The 23,044-nt window shown below is 50.1% G+C and carries 18 protein-coding genes and 1 riboswitch; of the genes, 6 read left to right on the plus strand and 12 right to left on the minus strand.

The window, feature by feature from the left end:
• Nucleotide 1: 1 nt before the first annotated feature.
• From M1D70_RS18075 to M1D70_RS18090, 4 genes are all read right to left on the minus strand, one after another.
• Nucleotides 2–1,636, minus strand: coding sequence for a response regulator (locus tag M1D70_RS18075; protein WP_456287555.1), 1,635 nt, complete (start codon nt 1,634–1,636; stop codon nt 2–4).
• Between the two features lie 195 nt (nt 1,637–1,831).
• Nucleotides 1,832–3,190, minus strand: a complete 1,359-nt coding sequence (locus M1D70_RS18080; RefSeq protein WP_456287556.1) for an MATE family efflux transporter — start codon at nt 3,188–3,190, stop codon at nt 1,832–1,834.
• Between the two features lie 318 nt (nt 3,191–3,508).
• Entirely contained in the window at nt 3,509–4,669 is a 1,161-nt protein-coding gene (gene purT, locus M1D70_RS18085; protein WP_456287557.1) for a phosphoribosylglycinamide formyltransferase 2, read from the minus strand.
• An 82-nt stretch (nt 4,670–4,751) separates the two neighbouring features.
• Nucleotides 4,752–4,832: riboswitch (ZMP/ZTP riboswitch) on the minus strand.
• 60 nt (nt 4,833–4,892) lie between these two features.
• Nucleotides 4,893–5,768, minus strand: a complete 876-nt coding sequence (locus tag M1D70_RS18090; protein ID WP_456287558.1) for a LysR family transcriptional regulator — start codon at nt 5,766–5,768, stop codon at nt 4,893–4,895.
• A 111-nt stretch (nt 5,769–5,879) separates the two neighbouring features.
• Here M1D70_RS18090 and dapA point away from each other — a divergent pair, with 111 nt between their 5' ends.
• The 3 genes from dapA (at nt 5,880) to M1D70_RS18105 (ending at nt 8,944) form a co-directional block, all read left to right on the plus strand.
• Nucleotides 5,880–6,755 (plus strand): 4-hydroxy-tetrahydrodipicolinate synthase, encoded by an 876-nt coding sequence (gene dapA, locus M1D70_RS18095; protein ID WP_456287559.1) that lies wholly within the window; start codon nt 5,880–5,882, stop codon nt 6,753–6,755.
• A 263-nt stretch (nt 6,756–7,018) separates the two neighbouring features.
• The gene (locus M1D70_RS18100) at nt 7,019–8,461 is read left to right on the plus strand and encodes an ATP-binding protein (RefSeq protein ID WP_456287560.1); all 1,443 of its coding nucleotides are present in this window, start codon (nt 7,019–7,021) and stop codon (nt 8,459–8,461) included.
• Between the two features lie 27 nt (nt 8,462–8,488).
• A complete protein-coding gene (locus tag M1D70_RS18105; RefSeq protein ID WP_456287561.1) occupies nt 8,489–8,944 on the plus strand; it encodes a hypothetical protein in 456 nt (151 codons plus the stop codon).
• 27 nt (nt 8,945–8,971) lie between these two features.
• On the opposite strand, the gene M1D70_RS18110 is transcribed toward M1D70_RS18105, so the two are convergent.
• From M1D70_RS18110 to M1D70_RS18130, 5 genes are all read right to left on the minus strand, one after another.
• Nucleotides 8,972–9,604: a YdcF family protein gene (locus M1D70_RS18110; protein ID WP_456287562.1), complete on the minus strand. Its 633-nt coding sequence runs from the start codon at nt 9,602–9,604 to the stop codon at nt 8,972–8,974.
• Between the two features lie 147 nt (nt 9,605–9,751).
• Nucleotides 9,752–12,298, minus strand: coding sequence for a diguanylate cyclase domain-containing protein (locus M1D70_RS18115; RefSeq protein ID WP_456287563.1), 2,547 nt, complete (start codon nt 12,296–12,298; stop codon nt 9,752–9,754).
• Nucleotides 12,299–12,399: 101 nt separating this feature from the next.
• Entirely contained in the window at nt 12,400–12,921 is a 522-nt protein-coding gene (locus M1D70_RS18120) for a GNAT family N-acetyltransferase (RefSeq protein WP_456287564.1), read from the minus strand.
• A 189-nt stretch (nt 12,922–13,110) separates the two neighbouring features.
• Nucleotides 13,111–13,533: a DinB family protein gene (locus M1D70_RS18125; protein ID WP_456287565.1), complete on the minus strand. Its 423-nt coding sequence runs from the start codon at nt 13,531–13,533 to the stop codon at nt 13,111–13,113.
• 176 nt (nt 13,534–13,709) lie between these two features.
• Nucleotides 13,710–14,624: a LysR family transcriptional regulator gene (locus tag M1D70_RS18130; RefSeq protein ID WP_456287566.1), complete on the minus strand. Its 915-nt coding sequence runs from the start codon at nt 14,622–14,624 to the stop codon at nt 13,710–13,712.
• A 210-nt stretch (nt 14,625–14,834) separates the two neighbouring features.
• Here M1D70_RS18130 and M1D70_RS18135 point away from each other — a divergent pair, with 210 nt between their 5' ends.
• Entirely contained in the window at nt 14,835–16,055 is a 1,221-nt protein-coding gene (locus M1D70_RS18135) for a peptidase (RefSeq protein WP_456287567.1), read from the plus strand.
• A 97-nt stretch (nt 16,056–16,152) separates the two neighbouring features.
• Here the strand turns inward: M1D70_RS18135 and M1D70_RS18140 are convergent, their stop codons facing one another.
• A complete protein-coding gene (locus tag M1D70_RS18140; protein WP_009596040.1) occupies nt 16,153–16,872 on the minus strand; it encodes a YebC/PmpR family DNA-binding transcriptional regulator in 720 nt (239 codons plus the stop codon).
• 340 nt (nt 16,873–17,212) lie between these two features.
• Between M1D70_RS18140 and M1D70_RS18145 the strand changes: the two genes are divergently transcribed.
• Entirely contained in the window at nt 17,213–18,418 is a 1,206-nt protein-coding gene (locus M1D70_RS18145) for an MFS transporter (protein WP_456290460.1), read from the plus strand.
• Nucleotides 18,419–18,558: 140 nt separating this feature from the next.
• Here the strand turns inward: M1D70_RS18145 and cysI are convergent, their stop codons facing one another.
• Nucleotides 18,559–20,283 (minus strand): assimilatory sulfite reductase (NADPH) hemoprotein subunit, encoded by a 1,725-nt coding sequence (gene cysI, locus M1D70_RS18150; RefSeq protein ID WP_456287568.1) that lies wholly within the window; start codon nt 20,281–20,283, stop codon nt 18,559–18,561.
• A 36-nt stretch (nt 20,284–20,319) separates the two neighbouring features.
• Nucleotides 20,320–22,155: an assimilatory sulfite reductase (NADPH) flavoprotein subunit gene (locus M1D70_RS18155; protein WP_456287569.1), complete on the minus strand. Its 1,836-nt coding sequence runs from the start codon at nt 22,153–22,155 to the stop codon at nt 20,320–20,322.
• Between the two features lie 242 nt (nt 22,156–22,397).
• Here M1D70_RS18155 and cdaS point away from each other — a divergent pair, with 242 nt between their 5' ends.
• Nucleotides 22,398–23,015, plus strand: a complete 618-nt coding sequence (gene cdaS, locus M1D70_RS18160; RefSeq protein WP_009596047.1) for a sporulation-specific diadenylate cyclase CdaS — start codon at nt 22,398–22,400, stop codon at nt 23,013–23,015.
• The last annotated feature ends 29 nt before the right edge of the window (nt 23,016–23,044 follow it).

Here is a 23,044-nt window from a genome sequence, read left to right on the forward strand (position 1 = left end):
CCTACCCCCTCGCTTGTGCCCGATATTCCTTAGGCGAAACGCCGACCTGCTTCTTGAAGCAGAAGCTGAAATAATTCGGATCGGCAAACCCGACGCGCTCCGCAATTTCGAAAGCCTTCAGGTCGGTGGAACGTAAAAGCTCCTTGGCCGTTTCCATCCGCAGCTGCATTAAGTACTGCACATAGGTCATTTTGAGCTCTTTTTTGAATACGCCGCTAAAATAGCCTGTGCTGATATGCAGGTGCATGCACAGCTTCTGCAGCGATATATCCGGGTCGTCGTAATGCTCCCGCGTGTACTCCAGCGCTTTCTCCACGATGTCTTTATAGGCATGCTGCCTGGAGTTGGAGATTTGCTTGCGGATGGCCAAACTGACATCCTGAAGCCAAGCTTTAGCCTCCTGTAGTCCGGAAAACTTGAAGATCTCGGCATGCAGCTGATACCCCGCTCCAAACATCTCCTCAAGCTCGATCCCGGATTCTTTAGCCGTTCGAAGTATGGCCGTTACGACTTCCAGGAGATAGATCTGAACCTCTTGAATCGTGCAGGATGCTCCGATCAGCTCATCGAATATGTGCGTAATCGATTCACTTAATTCCTCCGCGGTTCCGAGCTTAAGATTGCGGATCAGCGCTTGCTCCTGCAATTCGTCCAGACGGATCCCTTCCTGCCTCGGACTCTCCACGTCATCGATGAAGATGACTTTCTCTGCACCGAGAATCAGCCGGTAGTCCAGCGCCAGCAGCGCATCCTGGTAGGAGTGCTTAAGATCGGACAGAGTCCGGACCCTGGAACCCACGCCGATCGTAACCGGCAGCTTCAGATAGTGAAGAATGCTTTTGAGCAAACGGTCCAGTGCCACCTGCAGGTCGCCAAACCACGACTCGTCCTCGCAGCCGTCATTCGTAATCAAGAACACGATGCTATCCTGGTATATGAATGCGCTTCCAAAAGAAAGGGGATCCATCAGCTCTTTCGCAATGTTCAGCATAGCGTGCAGCATCAAGTCCATATCGCCGGAATGCCGCAGGGAGCTTGATGGAGCACTCTCCTTATGCTCAGCCGCCGGATATAAAGCCAACACCGCGGCGAGATAACAGGCGCCGTTCAGCGGAAGGCCGTAATTCCGAGTTTTCTCCTCAATGATGGAGCGGGGCAGTTTTCGGGTTAACAGCGAAACCAGGAACGATTCCCGTAGCAAAGGCAGGCTTGTCCGGTAATGCTCCTTTAATTGGCGCACGTCCTCACGCTCCGCCACCTCCATATCGATTTTGTCCTTGATCTTGCCTAATAACTCCATGAAGCTTTCGGCAGAGAACGGCTTGAGCAAATACTCATCCACGCTGAGCGTAATCGCTTGGCGGGCGTAATCAAATTCGTCATAGCCGGTCAAAATCACGATTTTGCACAGCGGCTGATGCTCCCTTAGCCATGAGGCCAGCTGCAGTCCATCCTGAAAGGGCATACTGATATCGGTAATAACGACATCCGGCTCCAACCGCTCCGCAGCCTCCACGGCCTCTCTTCCGTTCTCCGCCGTCCCCTTGATCTCGAATCCGCAGGCTTCCCATTGGATTTCCTGAACGAGGCCTTCTCTCACATCGGCTTCATCATCCACTAACAGCACTTTATACAATGCGACCCCTCCCGTTTCTGTCCTGTTCGGTTGCAAACTGAATCTATAGTGATCTTACCTCGCCGCACCCAAATTGGGAATCTTCCACATTATGTTTTTTGTAACAAAAAAAGAACGAATGCACGACTCCAGCGAAACAGTGTTTCCCTGTTCCTGGAGTCATGATTCGTTCCGAATTCGATTGTGCAGCATTCCTTACGCCTGAACGGGTACGGAGACGGGTTTTACCGGCGTGCTCAACCTCTTGATGCTCAGATAGTAAGCGATGCCGAGCGGGATGACGGCGCCCAGCCAAGCCAGCGGATTTGCCAGGCTTGCACCGAGGAAGCCGATCTGCGCGGTCAGGAAGATAGCAGCCAGTACCCGCATGATCAGCTCCATGATGCCCGCCACAGTGGGAATTAAGCTCTGACCAAGCCCCTGAAGCGTGAAGCGGTAGATGAAGAGCAGCGACAGAAGCAGATAGGTGCTGCCGTTCGATAAGAAATACAGCCTGCTGAGCGACAGCAATTCCTCTTGGCCTTGACCCACAAAAAGGCTGACGGCGGCAGGACCCGCGAATATAACCAGCAGGCCCACGGCGATGCTGAATGATCCTGAGAGCCAAATACACTGCTTAACCCCCAGCTTGATCCGATCTATGCGATTCGCTCCGAAGTTCTGAGCAGCAAAAGTCGCCATTGTAATCCCGAAGGAACTCATCGGCTGCGTCGCGAGCATATCAATCTTCTGAGCCGCGGTATAAGCCGCAACGGCTGTTGCCCCGAGACCGTTTAGCGTGATCTGAAGAATGATGGCTCCGATTGCAATAATGGAGGCTTGGAAGCCCATCGGAAAACCTACCCACATATGCTGGCGTATAAATTTCCAATCGATGGACCAGTCGGCATTCTTGAATTGAAGGAGCGGGACCTTCTTATGAATGTAGATCAGACAGAGCAGGCAAGAGAACAGCTGCGATATAACCGTGGCAAGTCCGGCTCCGGCTACTCCCATCTTAAATGCAAGAATGAATAAGAGGTCGAGCACGATGTTCAGAATGCTTGCAACGACCAGGAAGAGAAGCGGGGTCCGGCTGTCGCCGAGAGCACGGAGCAGGTTAGCCAGCAAATTGAACAGAACGGCAGCGCCGACGCCCCAGTTAATGACGATCAAATACGAATACGCATCATCCAAAATCTCGGCAGGGGTGTTCATCATGACGAGGACGGGCCTCGTAAATATAACGCTCACGATGGTGAGGAATACCGTGAACACCAGACTGATCCATACGCTCGTTCCCACGCTTTTGCGGACGCCTGCGATATCCTTAGCTCCAAAACGCTGTGCGGTTATGATAGACAAACCAGCCGTCAAGCCTTGGGCAAAGCCGATGACAAAAAACAAAATGCTGCCTGTCGAGCCAACGGCTGCAAGTGCGTTCACGCCAATGGTACGTCCCACGATAAGGGTGTCTGCCATGTTGTAAAATTGTTGAAAAATATTACCGATCAAAAGCGGGATGGTAAACATGATAATCAGCTTGATCGGACTTCCTTGCGTCATGTCTCTCATGTAGATTCTCCTATGCCGTCAATAAACGTTCCTCTAGAGGTTTATTTGAAATATTATGCTCCAAGCAGCGCTTATCGCATCGAATGGAAACATTATAATGGGTGAGGGTCGTTTGTATTCTTGTGTATCTTATCATGAAAGAACATAAATTTCTCCCTATTTATTCCCGAAATCAAAACTAAAAGCAAGTACTCGAGATCAGAAGAGTTTGTACCCGATTTGGATCCTTGATTTTTCTATAACCGAAAAGGCCAACCGGTCATTTCGGTTGGCCTTTTCAACATGATGACATGTGATATCCCTATGGAATTCCGATGTTTATGCCTCTTCGACGGCAAGCTTATCCAATGCCAGCTTCGCGCGTGACCGCGCTTCTTCGACATCGCCGGCGCTTGACAGCGCGACTGCTACTCGTCTTCCGGCCTTGGTTACCGGTTTGCCGAACATGCGAAGCTGCGTATTCGGAACGGCCAGCGCTTGCTCGGCGCCTGTAATCGTGTAGTCTTCCAGCTCTCGGCCGGCTTTCAGCGGGCGGCTGGCTCCCGGCGTGATCAATTCGATCTCTGGTATCGGAAACCCGAGAATGGCACGGACATGAAGCGCAAATTCGGATAGATTTTGCGTGACCAGCGTAACCAGCCCAGTATCATGCGGACGCGGGGATACCTCGCTGAAGTACACCTTATCCTCGGCCAAAAATAATTCAACGCCGAACAAGCCGTATCCGCCAAGCTCGTCGGTAATCTTCCGCGCAATAAATTTAGCCTCCACGATTTGCGCTTCAGACATGTCGTGCGGCTGCCACGATTCGATATAATCTCCGCTTTCCTGAATATGCCCGATCGGCGCACAGAAGCTTGTTCCATTTACGGAGCGGACGGTCAGAAGCGTGATTTCCGACTGGAATGAAATGAATTCCTCAATGATCACTCTTCCGTTCTGCACGCGGCCGCCTTCCATGGCGATGTTCCAGCAGGACTCGATATCCCCTTCAGAACGGCACACGCTCTGACCTTTGCCGGAGGAGCTCATCAGCGGTTTGATCACGCACGGAAAACCCATGTCCAGGACAGCCTGCTTGAATTCCTCATAGGTATCGGCAAATCGATAGTCCGCAGTCGGCAGTCCCAACTCCTCTGATGCCAACCGGCGGATCCCTTCACGGTCCATCGTAAGCTTTGCGGCTCTGGCGGTAGGAATCACCCGATACCCCTCATCCTCCAGCTTCACCAGCTCCGAAGTAGCCAGCGCTTCAATCTCCGGAACGATCAGGTCCGGCTTTTCCAACTCAATAATAGCGCGCAGCTTCTCTCCGTCCAGCATATCGATCACATGGCTGTGATCGGCAACGTGCATGGCAGGAGCATCGGCATAACGATCGACGGCTACGGTTTGGACACCCAATCGTTGTGCTTCAATTACGACTTCTTTCCCTAGTTCTCCGGATCCCAGCAGCAATATTTTTTTCGTTTTGAACATCGTTGTTTTATCCCCTTTTCATAGTTTCAGAGACGATAGAAGCCCAAGAAAATAATAAAGAGGTAAGGGAAATAAACTCCCTTACCTCTGCCCAGGCGTACGGCCGTTGTCATCCATGTGCTCCCTCATGGTTCCCCATGCTACGCCAGTCACACATAAACCTATACATTGTTACATAAATGATACTGAATCTTTTCGTTAAATGCAATATCAGCCTGCGTCTTTAAGATTTAGATTTCAACATTTCGATCATATCCTGAAGCGAGTGTGACAGCCATTTCTTAGGATGAATGACAATCTGGATGTCCAGTCGAATGTCAGGGTGTTGAAAGGGAAGAATCGCCAGCTCTCCCCTCTTGATTTCCTCCTCTGCTACCATTCTCGGCAATAGTGAGATGCCGGTACCGGACATGATATATCTTTTGATCGCCTCGGGGTTGCCCAATTCCAAACCAATACGGACGGGAGCTCCACTGGCGCGCAGCACTTTTTCCAACATGATCCGGTAATTGCAAGTATCCTCGGTCATAATCCATTCGTAATTAGCCAGATGCTCCAGCTCGATGACGGGCAACCTGCGAAGCGGATGATCCGGATGGGCAATCAGATGGAGGGGCTCTTCCCGGATCGAGATCCAATTCAATGAAGTGTCTTCCGGTTTGTTCTCCAGAATAAGCCCGAGATCGTACTCACCCTCTCTTACCTTACTGACGATGCTATCTTCACGATCCGTTTGCAAGCGGATGGCAAGATCTTCATGCTCCTGTCTTAGCCGATGAAGGACGGATGGAAGAAAATATGCGGCAAGCGAATCGATCGTTCCAATCGATAAGACGCCCCCGCCTTGTTTCGTCAGCTTTTCCTTAGACTGGTGGAACAGATCCAGCATTTGGATAGCATACTTGAACAGCTCCTCCCCTGACTTCGTCAGGCGCAGGCCTCTGCCATACCGTTCAAACAGCTTGACGCCGTATTCCTTCTCCAGCTTCTGAATCTGGGTGGTAACGCTGGATTGTGCATAACCCAATTCGTCAGCAGCTTTAGTAAAGCTCTTTCGAACAGCAACCTCCCTGAAGGTTTGCAGATAGATCAGTTCCATCGCTCTCTCCTCATCAATAATATTGATAATAACTATCTATTATTATAGATAACACCGATCCCGATTCCCATGGTAAAGTAAAGCCACAATTCATGAAATGGAGGAAAGATCATGTTGAGTCCGCAAGATTTGAGAGGTATTTATGTTCCGGTGGTCACTCCCTTTTCATATGAATACGCATTGGATGTTCCGTCTTATCATCGTTATTTGGAGAATTTGTTATCCCATGACATTCAAGGATTGATCATCAACGGCACGACCGGAGAGGCGCCGACGGTAACTTGGGAAGAGGTCGTTCAGGTGATGGAGGAAACGCGAAAAGGTCTGGATGGGCGGCAATTGCCGGTCATTATTGGTACGGGTACCAACGATACGTTCTCCAGCATGAAGCGGACGGAATGGGCAGGACATATCGGGGCAGACGCGGTATTGGTGGTCACGCCGTATTACAGCCGCCCTTCGATTGAGGGCATTATACAACATTTCCGCAACGTCGCGGAGGTGGGGATACCGGTTATTTTGTACGAAGTTCCTTCGCGCACCGGAATTTCCTTACCGGTCGATGCCATTCGAAGAATCATGGAGATCCCCGGTGTCATCGGAATGAAGGACAGCACTGCGAGTACAGAGCTTATGAGAAGCTTGTCTCCATACGATACGAAGCCTGTTCTATGCGGAGACGATGTCCGCTTTCATGAGATGCTTTGTCATGGTGCATCGGGGGGCATTTTGGCGTCGGCCAATGTGAATACCGAGGCTTTTATTCGTGTCTATCAATTAGCTGTCCAGGGGGATTATTCTCGTTCCGAAAAGGAGTTTGAAGTGCTGCTTCCCGTTATTCATCAGTTGTTCGCAGAATCCAATCCCGCTCCGCTAAAATGGCTGCTTGCCAAGCAAGGCCTTATCTCATCCGACACCCTGCGCCTGCCGATGGGCCCCATTACGGATGAGCTCAAGCTATCTTTGGATCAAGCATTCAAAGGCTGAGAAACTTTAAATCATGGACGCAACAGGTTTCTCCTCAAGAGTGGCGGAACGCATCGCTTCCTTGCCATTCTTGAATGGATGATTCGATGCTATAGGGGGCTCATGCTTTCAATCAGCAGAGAATGGGATGGGTGATACTGACATTTTACACAAAAAAGAAATTCTGCTTAGATCTATCAATTTAAAGGATTGATGAATGAAATCGCCCCACTTATAATATGGGTACATTCAATTCCTCCCAGAAATTTGAAAGGAGACTTGCAGTGCTGCCCTATTCAACCCCTAATCATGATTTTGCCTTTGAACAATCTGTAATCGGTATGGCTTTGGTATCGCTAGATGGAACGATTCTTAAGGTCAATTCGGCACTATGTGATCTGTTGGGTTACTCGCCGCAGGAGTTAACTGCCGGGGCGCCGCAAGAAGAAAACAGCCTCCGTGGGTTATTGAATCGAGTGATTCAGAACGCTAGGGCTGCCCAGGGCCATCAGCCATTCGTCCCCCCGGTTGAATATGCTTACCGTCATCCGTCTGATCGCGAGTTATACCTTAGTGCACGCTGCAGCGTTGATCACGATCCGGAGCAGGAGCCCAAGGGATACTTGGTACAATTCGAGGATCGAACGCTGCTGAGACAGCTCATGAAACAGCTGGAGCAGAAGGAACAGAAGCTGAACGAGAAGGAAAATTCGTTTCTGCAGCTGCTGGAAGAGCTCCCTCTCTCCGTACTCATAACTAAAAAAGGCATTGTTCACTATGTTAATTCTGCCGGAATCCGACTCGTCAATGCGATGCACTCCCGTGACGTGCTGGGCATTTCAACCGACGTGATCGTCGACGCATCATATCATCACGCATTGATGAAACGCAGGGCAACGTATGCCGAGAGCGGTGAAATCGGAAGCGTCGATTACCTGATACGCTGTCTGGACGGGCAGGAGAAGATGGTCACGGGATTCACGTTAATCATACAATATGAAGGCGAGAATGCGGCCGTCGGCATCTTCAAGGACATCACGGAGCAGCGGATGGAAGAGGACCGCGTGATGCAATCCGAGAAGCTGACGACCGCCGGCCAATTGGCCGCCGGCATCGCTCATGAAATTCGAAATCCATTGACATCGATTAATGGATTCGTGAAGCTATTGCGATCCGCGGAACGCAGCAACGAGCTTTATTTTGAAATCATCGAATCGGAGCTCAAACGCATCGAGCTCATCGTCAATGAGCTCTTGGTGCTCTCCAAACCGCAGGGCGCCCACGTGAGCGGACCCATCGACGTGTCGGCCATACTGGATCAGATCATTACGCTGATGAAGGTGCAAGCCGCTCTCAAGAATATAGAGATCATTCCCCATTATCCACTGGTTCCGATCTATGTACAGGGCGAAGTCAACCAGCTCAAGCAAGTGTTCATCAATCTGCTGAAAAACGCGATGGAAGCGATGAATCACGGCGGAAGCATCACCTTGGACATTGTGCACAGCGGGCCCGAGGTGCAAATTATCGTGCAGGATGAAGGAGTTGGGATGACACAGGATCAGATCCAATCACTGGGACAGCCCTTTTTTACAACGAAAGACACCGGCACGGGACTCGGTCTCATGATTACCAAGAATATTATTCATAATCACGGCGGTACGATGAACGTGGAGAGCACTCCTGATCATGGGACAACCTTTACGATCCATTTACCTGCTTTATAATGCGTACATATATCGGAGGACATAGGCATGGACATTCAAGATTCAAACTTACATAAACAATTTGCAATAAACTGCTTCAATCAGGTCTGGGATATCTTGGAGAAGAAGCTGCGGACGCGGGAAGACGAAGAGAACATGATTCACATGTGTCATGCTTCCTTTTGGCATTGGAGCCGGGTGGCGGATCATACAGAGCGCAACCTGTCCATCGGGTATTGGCAGCTCTCCCGAGTATACGCGGTAACGGGTCAGGGCGATCAAGCACTGCATTACGCCAAGCGCTGCATCACGATCGGGTCATCGGCTAACCTCGAACCCTTCTACATCGGTTACGGATACGAAGCGGAAGCGCGGGCCTATCTGGTTCTGGGGAACAAGGAGCATGCATTGGCATCCAAGCAAAAAGCGGCAAGTTATCTCGACAAGGTAACGGATAAGGAAAGCCATCAGATGCTTGCCAACGATCTCGGAAGTCTGGACTAACACGCAAACTGCGCATGATCGGATCTTTTATCGAAAGGGTCTAGTCAGATGATAACCGATATAATAAAAGACTTCTCTGCATAAAAAGGGGAGCTTGCTTCTTACGCTTTGGTAAGCGCTCCGTGACGCGGGTGAAGGATTGGCTTCGAGACCCATATCTTCAGCCATCACCATCGCCCGCTTCATGTGCAGCGGATCGCTCACGATGAGATACGAGGAGAGCCCTGCCGCATCACCTATCTTGTCGGCATAATACAGATTTTGCTCGGTGATCGCCGAAGTCGTCTCTACCAAGATGTCCCTCTTGGGAACGCCGTGTTTGATGGCATATTGTTTGGCAGCTTCCGATTCGGCCACTTCATCTTCCGATCCGCGTCCTCCTGTAAAAATGAGCTTATCTACGTATTGTTGATCATACAGCCATAACGCATGATCGATGCGCCCCTGAAACACAGGCGAAGGTTTCCCCTCCCATACTGCGGCACCCAGCACGATCGCTGCATCGGAGGGAATATTCACCGTTCGCCCTGCATATTTCCAAATCGTGTATCCCACATTAACGGAATAAACCAGCATGATGGCTATCAGTCCCAGCACAACTCTCAACAATACGCGCTTTCTTCTACTTCCTGCTTTCCGCGGCTGCATCAATCGGGTCATGTAACACCTCCAACTTCCACTCGTTCAACTCCAGCCTTCATTTTAGCATCATATGTACAGGAATATAATACAGCAAAGAAGCCTGCGGCTCCATTATGGAGCTGCAGGCTTTTGATTATTCCAACTTCCTCTTGGTTCCAACGGACATCAATCCGTTTCATATCCATATAGCGTGACTCTGTTCTTCCCCTTGCTCTTGGCAATATGCATGGCTTTCTCCGTTTCGTCGGTCAAATGGGTAAGACTCAGCATGGAGGTAGGCGTTAGGCAAGCCGCTCCTACGCTTACCGTCATAAACCCGTCTTCCTCCGTGCGGTCTTTGGGGATGCTGAGCGCCAGGACGCCTTGACGTATCTTCTCAGCCAATTCATAGGTTCGGTCGGGATCGGTATCTTTGATCTTCAATATAAAGGTTCCGCCGCCGTAACGCGAAACGGCGGCTCCATAGTATTCACCTATGATTTTCAGTGCGTCGGCAATCCATTGCAAACATAAATCCCCGCCGTATAAACCATGAAGCGTGTTATACACCCGGAAATCATCGATATCGACCATCAACAAGGCCAGAGAAACCTGATTCTGAATGCATTCCTTCCAATCCGTCGCCAGTTCTTTTTCGAATGTTGCCGGATTGGGCAGTTCGGTCAACGGATCAGTTGTCACGTAGCTCTGAAGCTGGTTCAATACATCGGAATATACGCGATCGGGGCCTCCATCCGGTGTGCCCTCTCTCAAAATGACCATAATGGATGATTTGCGTCCCTGATGGATGGCTGCCAGCATATATTCAAGTTCGATTCCCTTTCCATCCAGCGTTTCGAACCAGCCGCTGCCGGAAACGAGTTGGGCTTGATTCTGATCCATCCGTTTGATCTGCTCTTTAAGACCCATGCGGGAATCATCGCTAGCTAAAGTGTATATTTCAACCTGGAGCAGTTCCTCGGGCCTCGTTGCGCCGAACAGCGTCTCGGCCCGCGAATTGCAATACACGATGGTTCCCGTCGTTGTCAGTGACAAGAAGGCTACGGGGGAGTGGCCCATAAGCTGCAAATACCGCTCCTCGTTCTCCCTGAATATGCGTGCATTCTGAATGGCCTGTTCTTTGGCTTGCCTTAATTGAAAATCGGTTTGCTTGCGGACAATCGATTTCAATTGGGGGAGAACGCTTAATTCCTGAGCCTTCCATGAGTATGAAGTGCCCTCCACCACCTGCCTCCATTTTTCGAACGATTTTCGAGGGGATAAACGTATCTTATCCTCTTCTTGTATAACGGCTTTGGCCGGATCGCCAGCCCAATCCACGATTTCAACAACCTCCGGCCGAAACCACATGACATAGTTTTGTTGACCTGGCGACAGGGCGAGATACAATACGCCGGAAGCCACATCCTTGAATGCTTTGGCAGGCTCATACTCTGCGCTGAGTTTCGAGCTGTGGTACGTATAATCCTCTGCTTGGGCGGATAACCAGCCGGCCAGCTCCATGACTTGCTTCGAGGTGGGCGTCGTGCCGTACAGCATCAAATTGTCCTGGTAATAGACGGCGGCACCGGTAGCGCTCATTAAATCCAGCAGGCCCTGCTCTTCGGTCTCAAGCTGCTCAAGCACCTGATAGACATCGGTGTTGCCGATGAAGATTTCGGTAAAACGGGCGGATAAAATTCGAAGCCTGAGCTCGGTTTGGTAATCGTCGAGCTGCTGACGTTGATACAGTTCGTTGGAGAAAAAGGATCCCAGAAAATTGCACAAGTTGCGGGTGCGGTGAGATACGTATTTTCGGCTGTAGTGATGGCAGGTGATTAATCCCCATAACTGGTTGTCATGGATAAGGGAGATCGTGGTGGTCGCGCCGACCCCCATATTATGAAGGTACTCAATATGAAGCGGCGACACGCTGCGCAGTACGGATAAACTGAGGTTCAGCGGCTTTCCGGTCAAAGGCTGCACGGTGGGGATAATCTCGACCGGCGTATAACCCACGTCAACAATCGTACGCAGCCAATTTCTCAAATACAGTTCACGAGCTTGCCGAGGAATATCCGATGCCGGATAATGATGGCCCAGGAAGGATTCCAGCCCTTGCTCTTTGGCTTCGGCAATCACTTTTCCGTTCCATTGATCATCGAATTCATACAGCATCACACGGTCGTAACCCAGAATGTCCTTCACGAGCTCGCAAGCCACTTGACTTGCTTCAACCCGATTCTCGGTTCGTTTCATCCGACTGAAAAACGTCTGGATCCATTCAAAATCATCCGTAAAGGGCACGGTATCTTCCGAAACCGGCTCCAGTTCCAGCAGAATAAGCCCTTCGCTTTCGTGAAGAATTCCGATAAATTCAATCGGCTCATTGGCAACCGAAATCGTAAGATTGATATATTGTAAGTCCGGTGTCGCTATTGCTTGAAGATCTCGGCGAATCATAAGCTCAAATTGCGTTTTTCCGATAAGCTCCTCAAGGCTCTGTCCCAACAGGGACTCGACGCTGATCCCGAGCAGCTGCTCCGTATTTCGGCTGCACTGCGCGATCCTGAAATCGTCGATAGGATTAATGGCAAGCAGTACGCCATGGGGCTGAATATATCCTGGAATGTGAATAGGTTCTTTTTCGCAATTGGTCAGGTCGATCGGTTCATCCGTTACATAATCGCCCTCCGTCAGTAACTTTCGATTAAGTGCATCCTGTTCAGTCATTGCTTATCAACTTCCCTTATTCACAGATTTAAAACCAAATGCCCAATGCATCTCATTGTTATAAAGAGATACATTGGGCACAGCATATTATAACAACAGTTCTATGAAATTGTACGCCATTCAGACTCTAGCATAGCATAGTAATACTCATCCCACCAAACCTCGCCTCGAGGGATACACTGCCTAAAGCAGCCTTCTCTCCTCATGCCAAGCTTCTCCATCACCTTATACGAAGGGGTGTTCTCTGGCTGGCATGTCGCGATGATCCGGTGTACTCCCAATGCTTCGAAGCCATGCTGAAGCAAGGCTCTGGCTGCTTCCGTAGCATACCCCATACCGTGGTAGGCCGAATGAAAGACCCAGCCGATCTCGTAAGTATGTTCGCCGAAGCAAGGATGAAACACCATGTGTCCGATCACGCGTTGTTCCTTCTGCAGCATGACGGCATAATGATGCGGTTGCCCGCCCTTGTTCTGCTCCAGAAATTCCTTTACCGTCTCTTCCGTATGCACCGGCTCCGTCATGTAAAACATCACCAAGGGATCGGATGTATATTGAAGAACATCCTGCCAATCTCCTGGTACAAACTCGCGAATCACTAATCTTTCGGTAACGATATACATTTGCCCGACTCCTCTTCAAGTTGTATTTCCGTGTCCTCTTTGCTCACACTTCAATACAGGGACAAATGCGATTCGCCGTTTATCCTTTTCTTTGTCTTTCCTGATAACGCCGGGTCACCTTCTTTCTTGCTGCAGGCTGTTTATACTTTATTCGACTTTATGTATGAAATTCCTTCACTAATTGTAAAATTACTGGATATTTTGGCTTAATATCGATTTGATTTTATCAAAATGCATGCCTTCGTGATATAAGCAGAAGCTTAAGAATTCTTCTATCCTGGATAACTTTAAACCTTTGGATGTCGTGTAGGGAGACAAGACGGTATCTTGCAGATGTGTTGTGTACCTCTGTTCGATCCGCTGGACTTGACCTTCAAGCCGTTCGATAAGTTCGCTCATGGAAGGCCATGAAGCGTTGATCTCCCTTGGTCTGGAGCCCGTCCGGAACAGCTCGGTATAATGCTCGGGGAGGTGCATAGTCTCGCCATTCACGCCGAACGCAAACCGTTCCAGCGTCAAATAAATATGTCCTGCATTCCACTTCACGTGATTATTCATTCCGCTCGGAATCCATTCCGCCATATCGTCCGGGATATCCCTTACAATATTCAAAGTTTGTGCACGCACAAATTCCAAATGTTCAAAAAGGTATGACCGCATGTACCTCGCTCCTTCTCATCTGATCTAGCATCCGCTTAACCGAGTGTACCTCATATGATAAAAAAGGAATAATACCGATTACCCTTCGTTTCATAAAAAAAATGGATGAATCAGGCGCGAGCCGTTCATCATCCACGGATATCGTAGTGTCTTTCACGGATATCCGCCTGGATATAGGAAATAAAAGAACGGATGTGTGCGGGCATCGCTTCTAGCTTTTTGGTACACACCCGTATGGGATGCGGGATCGTTACGCCTGTTACCTTTACCTTGCTAAGTTCGCCGGAAGCCAGCTCTGTCTTGATGGATAGAGCCGGGACCAGGGCAGCCCCGTAACCCGCTTTAACCGCCTCAATGGTTTCCTTCAATCCCTCGATCGTGATGGAGGAACGAGGTCCCCGGATGCCTGAGGCCTCAATCAGAGACATGAACTGTTTTCGTGTGTAACTCCCTTCCTCTCTCAGCACAAAAGACTCCTCCATAAGCTCGAATCGAGTAACTTCTCTGCCGGCTAGGCGATGAATTGCGGGTACGGCAAAAATCAATTCGTCCTCCATAATCGTAAAGGACTCAATGACCTCGTCTTCTATGGACCAACTGCCGCAAACGATCGAGATATGAACCGAATGATCCCGTAATCGTTGCAGGGCTGTGTTGGAATTCCCTTTCAGCAGCTCCACATTCACGCGTGGATTCTGTTGTTTATATCCAACCAGCCAACCGGGAAGCAAGGCGGTCTCCGGCAGCTCCGTCGCACATATCCGCAAATTTCCCTCCCGGCCAGATTTTATGGCCTGCATCATGTCTTCCATCTCGGCTTCCATCGCGAATAACCGCCGGGAATGCGCGGCCAACGCTTCACCGGCTTCCGTCAATTGAATATTGCGCCCATTCGCCTCAATCAATTTCAAGCCGAGTTCCCGCTCCAGATTGCGGATTTGGGCGGTAACGGCCGGTTGGCTTAACATTAGATTGCCGGCCGATTTCGTGATGCTTCCCGTTTTGGACACATCATTAAATATGCGGAGTGCATGAAGATTCATGGATCCATCCCTCGATTCTTGAACGATTCACGCCGCAGCCCCCGTTTACTAGATAAACAACGGAATCCTTCAGCACGTTTTTTCGCCCGTGCTGCAACATTTCTACAGATCTCCCGTCTATAGAGGTGCAGCAAGTACATTTTACCAATTCTCGCATGGCTTGGCTGTATCCTAGCCTTTAGGATAATCTACACTTGGAGGATACCTATCATGAACAAAATTTACAAGGTACTAACTACCGCTACACTTCTGGCGATGGCAGCACTGCCGGCAGCCGCTAATGCACAGGACGTCCCTCCTGCTTCAGTCCATACGGGGCAAGGCAGCATCGTGAACCAGGCAAAGAAAAGCGTTCCTGGAAGCATGGGTTACATAACGGAATACGTAAACGATAAAACGGGCAAATGGATTACGGTCACCGGCCGCGGTCTCGGTGCCACCGATCAACAAGAAATCAGGCTCTCCATATCCAAGGATACTAAAATCATCGATGCCAAAGGAAACAAAGTCCAACTCCAAACGATTGTGGACAAGAACAAAGCAATTAAAGCCTTCTACGGCCCGAATATCACCAAGAGTCTGCCTGCTCAAGGCTCAGCGCTTACGATCATCGTTCAGGATAAAGACTTTGCAGGAATTGATGGAACCATCGCTGAGGTGACCAAGCAAGGCATTCTGGTGGAGGGTACCAATCTGTATAACGACGGTGAAGAGACGATTCTGCTTCATCTGGATCCAAAAGCGAAAATCATCAATGCAGACGGAAGCACGCTCAATGCGGGTGACCTGGAAGCCGGCATGAGCATTCGCGCTTTCTACGGACCTTATGTGGCGTTAAGCATGCCGCCTCAATCGTCAACGGACTACATTCGGGTTCAAGCTCAAGCAGAAGAGCCTGTACAAGAAGAACCTGCCGGCACGAACGGAATCATTACCGACACGGCAGATAACAAAATCACCCTCATGGGTCAGGCACTGGAGTCGGGCGGCGTCAATTACGTGATCCTTACCATAGATGAGAACACGGAAATCGTCGATGCGAAGGGTAAACCGCTGACGGCTGAAGCATTGAAAGCAGATCTCCGCATCGAGGCCTATTACAGCCAAGTGATGACCCTGATTTATCCTGCCCGGACTCACGCTGATAAGATCGTGGTTTCGGAAACGACCGCTCCCAAAATCGAAGGCACCGTTGCAGCATCCGACCGCACGACCAAAGACCAGCTGTATATCAATGTAGGGTCCGACCAATCAACGGAGAATGACGTCATTCTTAACGTTACCGAAGACACGCAAGTGATTGCAGGGCTCAGCACGGAATCGGAACTGAAACCGGGTACGAAGGTCGTGGCCTACCACTCGCCTATCATGACCAAGTCGATTCCAGCCATCACCTCAGCCGAAGTCATCATTGTTCAATCCGGCCAATAAGGGTTGATCCAAACTAAATAAGCTATGCAGCAAAAAACCATCGTACACAGGACTCCTGAATACGATGGTTTTTTAATAGGATATCGATCCCTATCGACTATTCCTCAAACTCGACGTTGTGGTAAACTTGCTGAACATCCTCAAGGTCTTCCAGTGCATCGATCAGCTTCTCGAACTGCGCCTGTCCTTCTTCCGGCAGGGACACAAAATTCTGTGCCAGCATCGTCAGCTCGGCAACGGTAAAGTCCGTTATGCCAGCAGCTTTGAATGCTTCCTGAACCGCATGGAACTGATCCGGTTCAGCGTAGACAATCACGGCTTCTTCCTCTTCCAAGATATCGCGGACATCCAGGTCGGCTTCGAGCAGCAGATCCATGACTTCCTCTGCCGTCTTTCCTTCCACTCCGATGACGGCGGTTGGATCAAACATATAGGACACCGAACCGCTGACGCCCATATTGCCCCCGTTCTTGTTAAAGGCAGAGCGCACGGCAGGCGCCGTCCGATTGACGTTGTTTGTCAATGCATCGACGATGATCATCGATCCGTTCGGACCGAAGCCTTCATAACGAAGCTCTTCATAGTTCTCGTCCCCGCTGCCCTTGGCTTTATCCAGGGCGCGGTCAATAATCGCTTTCGGCACATTATATGTTTTGGCACGCTCTAGAACAACCTTCAGCGCACGGTTGGATTCAGGATCCGGCTCGCCTTTTTTGGCGGCAACATAAATTTCCACACCGAATTTCGCGTATACGCGACTTGTATTAGCATCCTTGGATGCTTTCTTTTCCTTAATATTATTCCATTTACGGCCCATACGTTTCGACTCTCTTTCATCATTGAATCTGAAGCCGGTATTCAATAAATACCCCTGTCCATTATATCTCTATTAAGTCCCTTGAACAAGGTTAAGAGCGTAGATCCGGAAAATAGACACATACCCGTAATAATCATCAGGTTCGAAGGCACTTCAAGCGCATGATCCAATGCGGGAAGTGCCTTTTTGGCGAGCGATTTATAGACAACACAAAATATATGTTGATTATTTATAGACGAAATATTATTATGTCTATGTAATAACCAACGAAATGCGCATTCGCTTGTTTTTACGATGTCCGGCCTGCACAATGCAGGTCACGAAAGGAGAGTCTTTCATGATGCTTAACAACCCGTATGTCCGAACCGTTGTGTTCTCACGCGTACTCTTGAACCTCGGCATTTGGGTCCGCAACTTCGCCATTCTGTTATACGTTACGGACATGACAGGCAATAATCCTGTGTACGTATCTCTCATATCCGTAGCCGAATTTGCCCCTATTTTCCTGTTTGCCTTCATCGGCGGTACTTTCGCGGACCGCTGGCGTCCTAAACGTACCATGGTCCGTTCGGATATTTTGTCGGCGTTATCGGCATTTCTCGTGCTGATCGCCGTTCATAACGGGTCGTATCAGGCATTGCTGGTACTCACGTTTTTCTCTGCCACCGTGTCACAATTTTCCCAGCCCTCGGCGATGAAGCTGTTCAAACAGCATGTGCCCGCTGAACAGCTGCAGTCCGTAATGGCCATGTTTCAATCCATGGTTGCTTTCTTTACGGTCATCGGTCCGATCGCAGGCGCATTTGTATACCAGAAATACGGCATTGAAATATCGCTGATCGCCACAGGCGCCCTATTTCTGGGTTCTGGCTTGATTCTGACTTTACTGCCTCGCGATATGCTGGAAGAGACACAATCCAAGCGCCAGAATCTCCAGCAAGAACTTATTGAAGGCCTTCGTTATGTATGGAGTAATCAAACGCTCCGAACACTAGGTGCGACCTTCGCCGCCGCTGGCTTGGCATCGGGACTTATTCAGCCGCTCGCGATATTTGTGACGATTGAGAACCTCGGGCAGGATAAGTCATTCTTGCAATGGCTGTTAACGGTCAATGGGGCGGCGATGCTGATCGGAGGAGGCTTCGTCATGGCATTTGCCAAGAAAATAACCCCTCAAACCTTACTGGTTCTCGGTCTGACCGTTAGTGCTGTTGGTAATCTCGGTATCGGCTGGTCAACAAACATCATGTTTACGTTGCTGCTTCTGGTGCTCAACGGATTCTTTTACCCCGCCATCCACATTGGAATCAACACCCTGATCCTAAACAATGCGGAGGGGCCATATATTGGTCGGGTGGGCGGCGCCCTTACCCCGATCTTTATGGGCATGATGGTGGTGGGCATGTCGCTGGGGGGATTGCTCAAAGACCAGCTGTCCCTGTTCTTCGTCTATGCGGTCAGTGCTCTCTTGCTCCTCACAGGATCGGCGTTACTGATCCCATTATTTAAAAAGAAAACGAGCACCGCCGGCGTATTGGAGCAATGAGCACAAAAAGAGCCGCCTCTCATTTCAAGAGGCGGCTCTTTGGTTTGAAATATGGGCGAGACGGACAAAGAGGTGAAATAAACGTAACAAACCGGAGCTTTTCATTAAGAGAGCTCCGGTTTGTTACTAACTGAGTAGAATTACGCGTGAAATTGTTGACCGTCCAATACTTCCTTCACGTAACCGGCGCGAATGACATAATCGCCCAAGCGCTCGCCGATCTCGCGTTCTTGTGCATACTGCTTCATGATCTGGCGAAGGGAGTCCAGAATCTCAGCCTCCCCGATGTTCTCTTTATAAAGCTTGTTCAGCCGGTGTCCGGAGAATCCGCCGCCCAGGTACATATTGTATTTGCCCGGTGCCTTACCGATAAACGCGATTTCGGCCAGCATCGGTCTGGCACAGCCGTTCGGGCATCCTGTCATTCGGATGACGATGTCCTCTTCGCTCAGTCCGTTCTCTTCCAGGATCGGATCGATTTTATCCAATAGCGTCGGCAAATATCGCTCGGATTCGGCCATGGCCAATCCACAAGTCGGCAAGGCTACGCATGCCATGGAATTTCTGCGCAGCGCAGTATAATGATGGCCGTCCGTCAGCCCGTAACGCTTGATGAGTTCTTCAATCTTCTTCTTTTTGTGGCTGCTGATATTGGCAATGATCAGATTCTGATTGGCCGTCAATCGAAAATCGCCATTATGGATTTGGGCGATTTCGCGAAGACCCGTCATCAGCAGGTAATCGGCCTCGTCTTTCACGCGACCGTTCTGGATGAACAGCGTGAAATGCCATTTGCCGTTGCTGCCTTTTACCCAGCCGTAACGATCGCCGTTATGTTCGAAATGGAACGGCTTTGCCTCCTCCAGCTTCCATCCCAGACGGCTGGTCAGTTCGCTAAGGAACCAATCGATTCCTCGGTCATCAATCGTATATTTGAATCGAGCATGCTTGCGCACTGCGCGGTCTCCGTAATCACGCTGAATCGTCACCGTTTTCTCGGCCAAGTCCACGATCTGCTCGGGTTTGCAGAATCCAATGACTTTCCCCACTTGAGGATAAGTTAGCGGATCACCGTGCGACATTCCCATGCCGCCGCCTACCGAGACGTTAAAGCCTTTTAATTTGCCGTCCTCAACGATCGCTATGAAGCCGAGGTCCTGGGAATAAACATCGACATCGTTGGAAGGCGGCACGGCCATCCCAATCTTGAATTTCCGCGGCAGATACACCGGGCCATAGATCGGCTCCTGTTCCTCCCCATTCTGCAGGCTGTCTACGATCTTCTCGCCGTCCAGCCAAATCTCATGATACGCACGCGAACGCGGATCGAGATGACTGCTTAGCATACGTGCCCACTCGTATACCTCCGAATGAATCTCGGATTGATCGGGGTTCGGATTGCACATGACATTACGGTTAACGTCACCGCAAGCGGCCAACGTGCTAAGCATGGCTTCATTGACTTCTTTAATGGTGCTCTTCATATTCCACTTCAATACACCGTGAAGCTGGAAGGATTGACGCGTTGTCAATCGAATCGTGCCGTTTGCATACTTCTGGGCTACGCGGTCCATCATCAGCCATTGCTCCGGCGTCACGACACCACCCGCTGCGCGCACGCGCAGCATGAACTGATAAGCGGGCTCCAGCTTTTGCTTATGCCGTTCGTTTCGCAAGTCCCGGTCGTCCTGCATATAGCTGCCGTGGAATTTCATCAGGCGGTTATCGTCTTCGGGAATCGATGCCGTAATGCGATCCTCTAATGTTTCTACAAGACTGCCCCGCAGATAATTGCTTCGACGCTTGATATCCTCGACGTCACTATGCGGCGCACTATTCGGTGATACCAGGTTATTATCAGACATGTTCCTTTTCTCCTCTCGAAAACCACAGGGATGACCTCAATACACATCCCGCTGATAACGTTTCTGTTGCTGCATGAGCGTCAGATATTCCGCAGCTTCTTCCGGACTCATCCCGCCTTCTTGTTCAAGAATGGACCCGAGCGCGGAATGTACGTCATGAGCCATCTTCTTCTCATCGCCGCAGACATATACGCAAGCCCCTTCTTGTAGCCACTGGTACAGCTCCTTGCTGTTCTCCAGCATCCGGTGCTGTACGTACACTTTCTTGTCTGTATCCCGTGAGAAGGCAACATCCATGCGAGTCAACACCCCATCCTTCAACCAGCGCTGCCACTCGATCTGGTAGAGGAAGTCCGTCGTGAAATGCTGATCGCCGTAGAACAGCCACGATTTCCCTTCTGCGCCCGTCTCTTCCCGTTCCCCAAGGAAAGCCCGAAAAGGGGCCACGCCCGTGCCGGGTCCAATCATAATAATCGGGGTGTCCGGATTCTCGGGGAGCTTAAAGTTCGGGTTATGCTGAATGTATACCGGCAATGAATCGCCAGCTTCCAGTCGTTCTGCCAATTGTACCGAGCACACCCCGTAGCGGTTGCGGCCGTGTGCTTCATAGCGGACCGTCCGAACGGTGACATGGACTTCATCCGGAAACGCTTTGGAGCTGCTTGCGATCGAGTACAGACGAGCCGGAATCTTGCGCAGAATGGATACAAAATCGCTTGCCGCCACTTGCTGCAGCCCATAATCCTGTACCAGATCCAGCAAATCCCGTTCCTCGATATAGGCACGAAGTTCCTGCTCATGTCCAGGCTCCAGCAGTTTCTGAAGTCCTTCGCTCCCGGGCAGCTTAGCCGCCTGTTCAATAAGAGGTTTCGTGAGAACCGTGATTTCATAATGACGGAGCAAGGCATCCCGCAGCGTCCGCGCTTCGCCACTTTTGTTTACAACGACCGCTTCGTCTGCATTCCATCCCATGACAGCGATGAGATCATCTACCAGCTGCGGATGATTTTCCGGATAAATGCCTAAACTGTCGCCAGGCTCATACTGCAGATTCGATCCTTCAAGCGATATTTCGATATGACGGGTTTCCCGGTCAGACCCTCTTCCGTTCAAATTTAGATTTTCGAGGATCTCGGCTTGATACGGATTACTTCTTGAATATTCCGATTCCGTACTGTCGGTCAGGGCTACCGCGCTTACATGTTCAACAACGGACGATCCCGCTCCGGCCTCATTCAACGATAGGAGGACCTGATTCATCCATTCCGCGGCCAATTCATCAAAATCCACGTCGCAGTCTACTCTTGGCGTCAGCCGTTTGCCGCCCAGTTCCTCGAGGCGCTTGTCGAAATCTTTACCCGTTTGGCAGAAAAATTCATACGAGGTATCCCCCAGCGCCAGTACGGAATATTGAAGATTCTCCACCTGAGGTGCCCGCTTGCTATGCAGGAACTCATAGAATGGAATCGCGTTATCCGGCGGTTCGCCCTCTCCGTGCGTACTTACAATAATGAGGAGATTCTGTAATTTCTTCAGGTTGTTCGGCTTGAAATCGCTCATCGAGGACATGGTGACCTGCAATCCGACTTCTTCAAGCTTCTTCGATAACTTTTTCGATAATCCATGACCGTTGCCCGTCTGAGACCCATATAGGACGGTGACTTCTTTAGGAGCTGACACGACCGGTGCCGATATGGCCGCCGCACTCGCTTGCGGTGAAGCAGCAACTGCCGCGGCGGCTGCCGTTCCCTGCAAAGCAGCGATAAAGCCGCTCAGCCACGTCCGCTGGGATTCCGTCAGTGTAGGCAGTAAGCGATTCAGCAATTCCACTTGTTCCTGATTAAAAGGACTGTTCGTTACTTGAAGTTCCAACAATATCCACCTCTCAAAAGCGCACATTATTAATTCCTACTATTGCGATACAATTAATTTTATTGCTCCTCTGAACCTATCACAGCTTAGGGGACCGGTCAATTACAATGTTCTTATAGCATTTATCAGTTTTCCTGATAAATCGGTTATTCCGATGTTTGCTGGATAGAAGCAAGCCGAATGTTGGGAATATCGCCATCTCCGAATGGTAATGATACCAATGATAAGGAGGAAGACATCGGATGCACAATCAAGACTGCAATTTTACGCCACTCAAACGTAAATTAAAGGAACAGCTTTCGGATATCACGGGCCATCTGCAGCAGGTTATCGTCAATTTGGATCAAGAAGGCTCCTGCCTGCTGGGCGAGCTGGATTCGATACGGACCAAGTTCATGGAAGCCGAATCGATTTCATCAACGTATTATCTCAATTGTTTTCTCTTCCCCTTCACCAGCAAATATCAAGAAATCGCGAAATCCATATACCATCTCAGCCAAAAAAATCTGGGTGCGTTAATTGTTATTCAACGGGAGGACGGCCTGGATTCCTTAATAACGCCCGGCATTCCCTTGTCGGCAGAAATCACGAGCCCCCTGCTTGAATCCATATTCGTTCCGGGCAGTCCGCTCCACGATGGAGCTGTGCTCGTGCGCAAAGATATGATTATTTCGGCTGCGAACGTGCTGCCTTTAACCGCCAAAACCTACGGGGATCGCAAGCTCGGAACCCGCCACCGTGCAGCCATAGGCCTATCCGAGATCAGTGATGCCTTGATTCTCGTTGTATCGGAAGAGACCGGGAGAACCTCCTTCTGCATGAAGGGCACACTCTATCCTTTATCCATCAGCAGTCCTTAGCATTGGTCCTTGGTTCATTCTGCTTCCTA

The organism is Paenibacillus sp. AK002 (genome assembly GCF_053903045.1).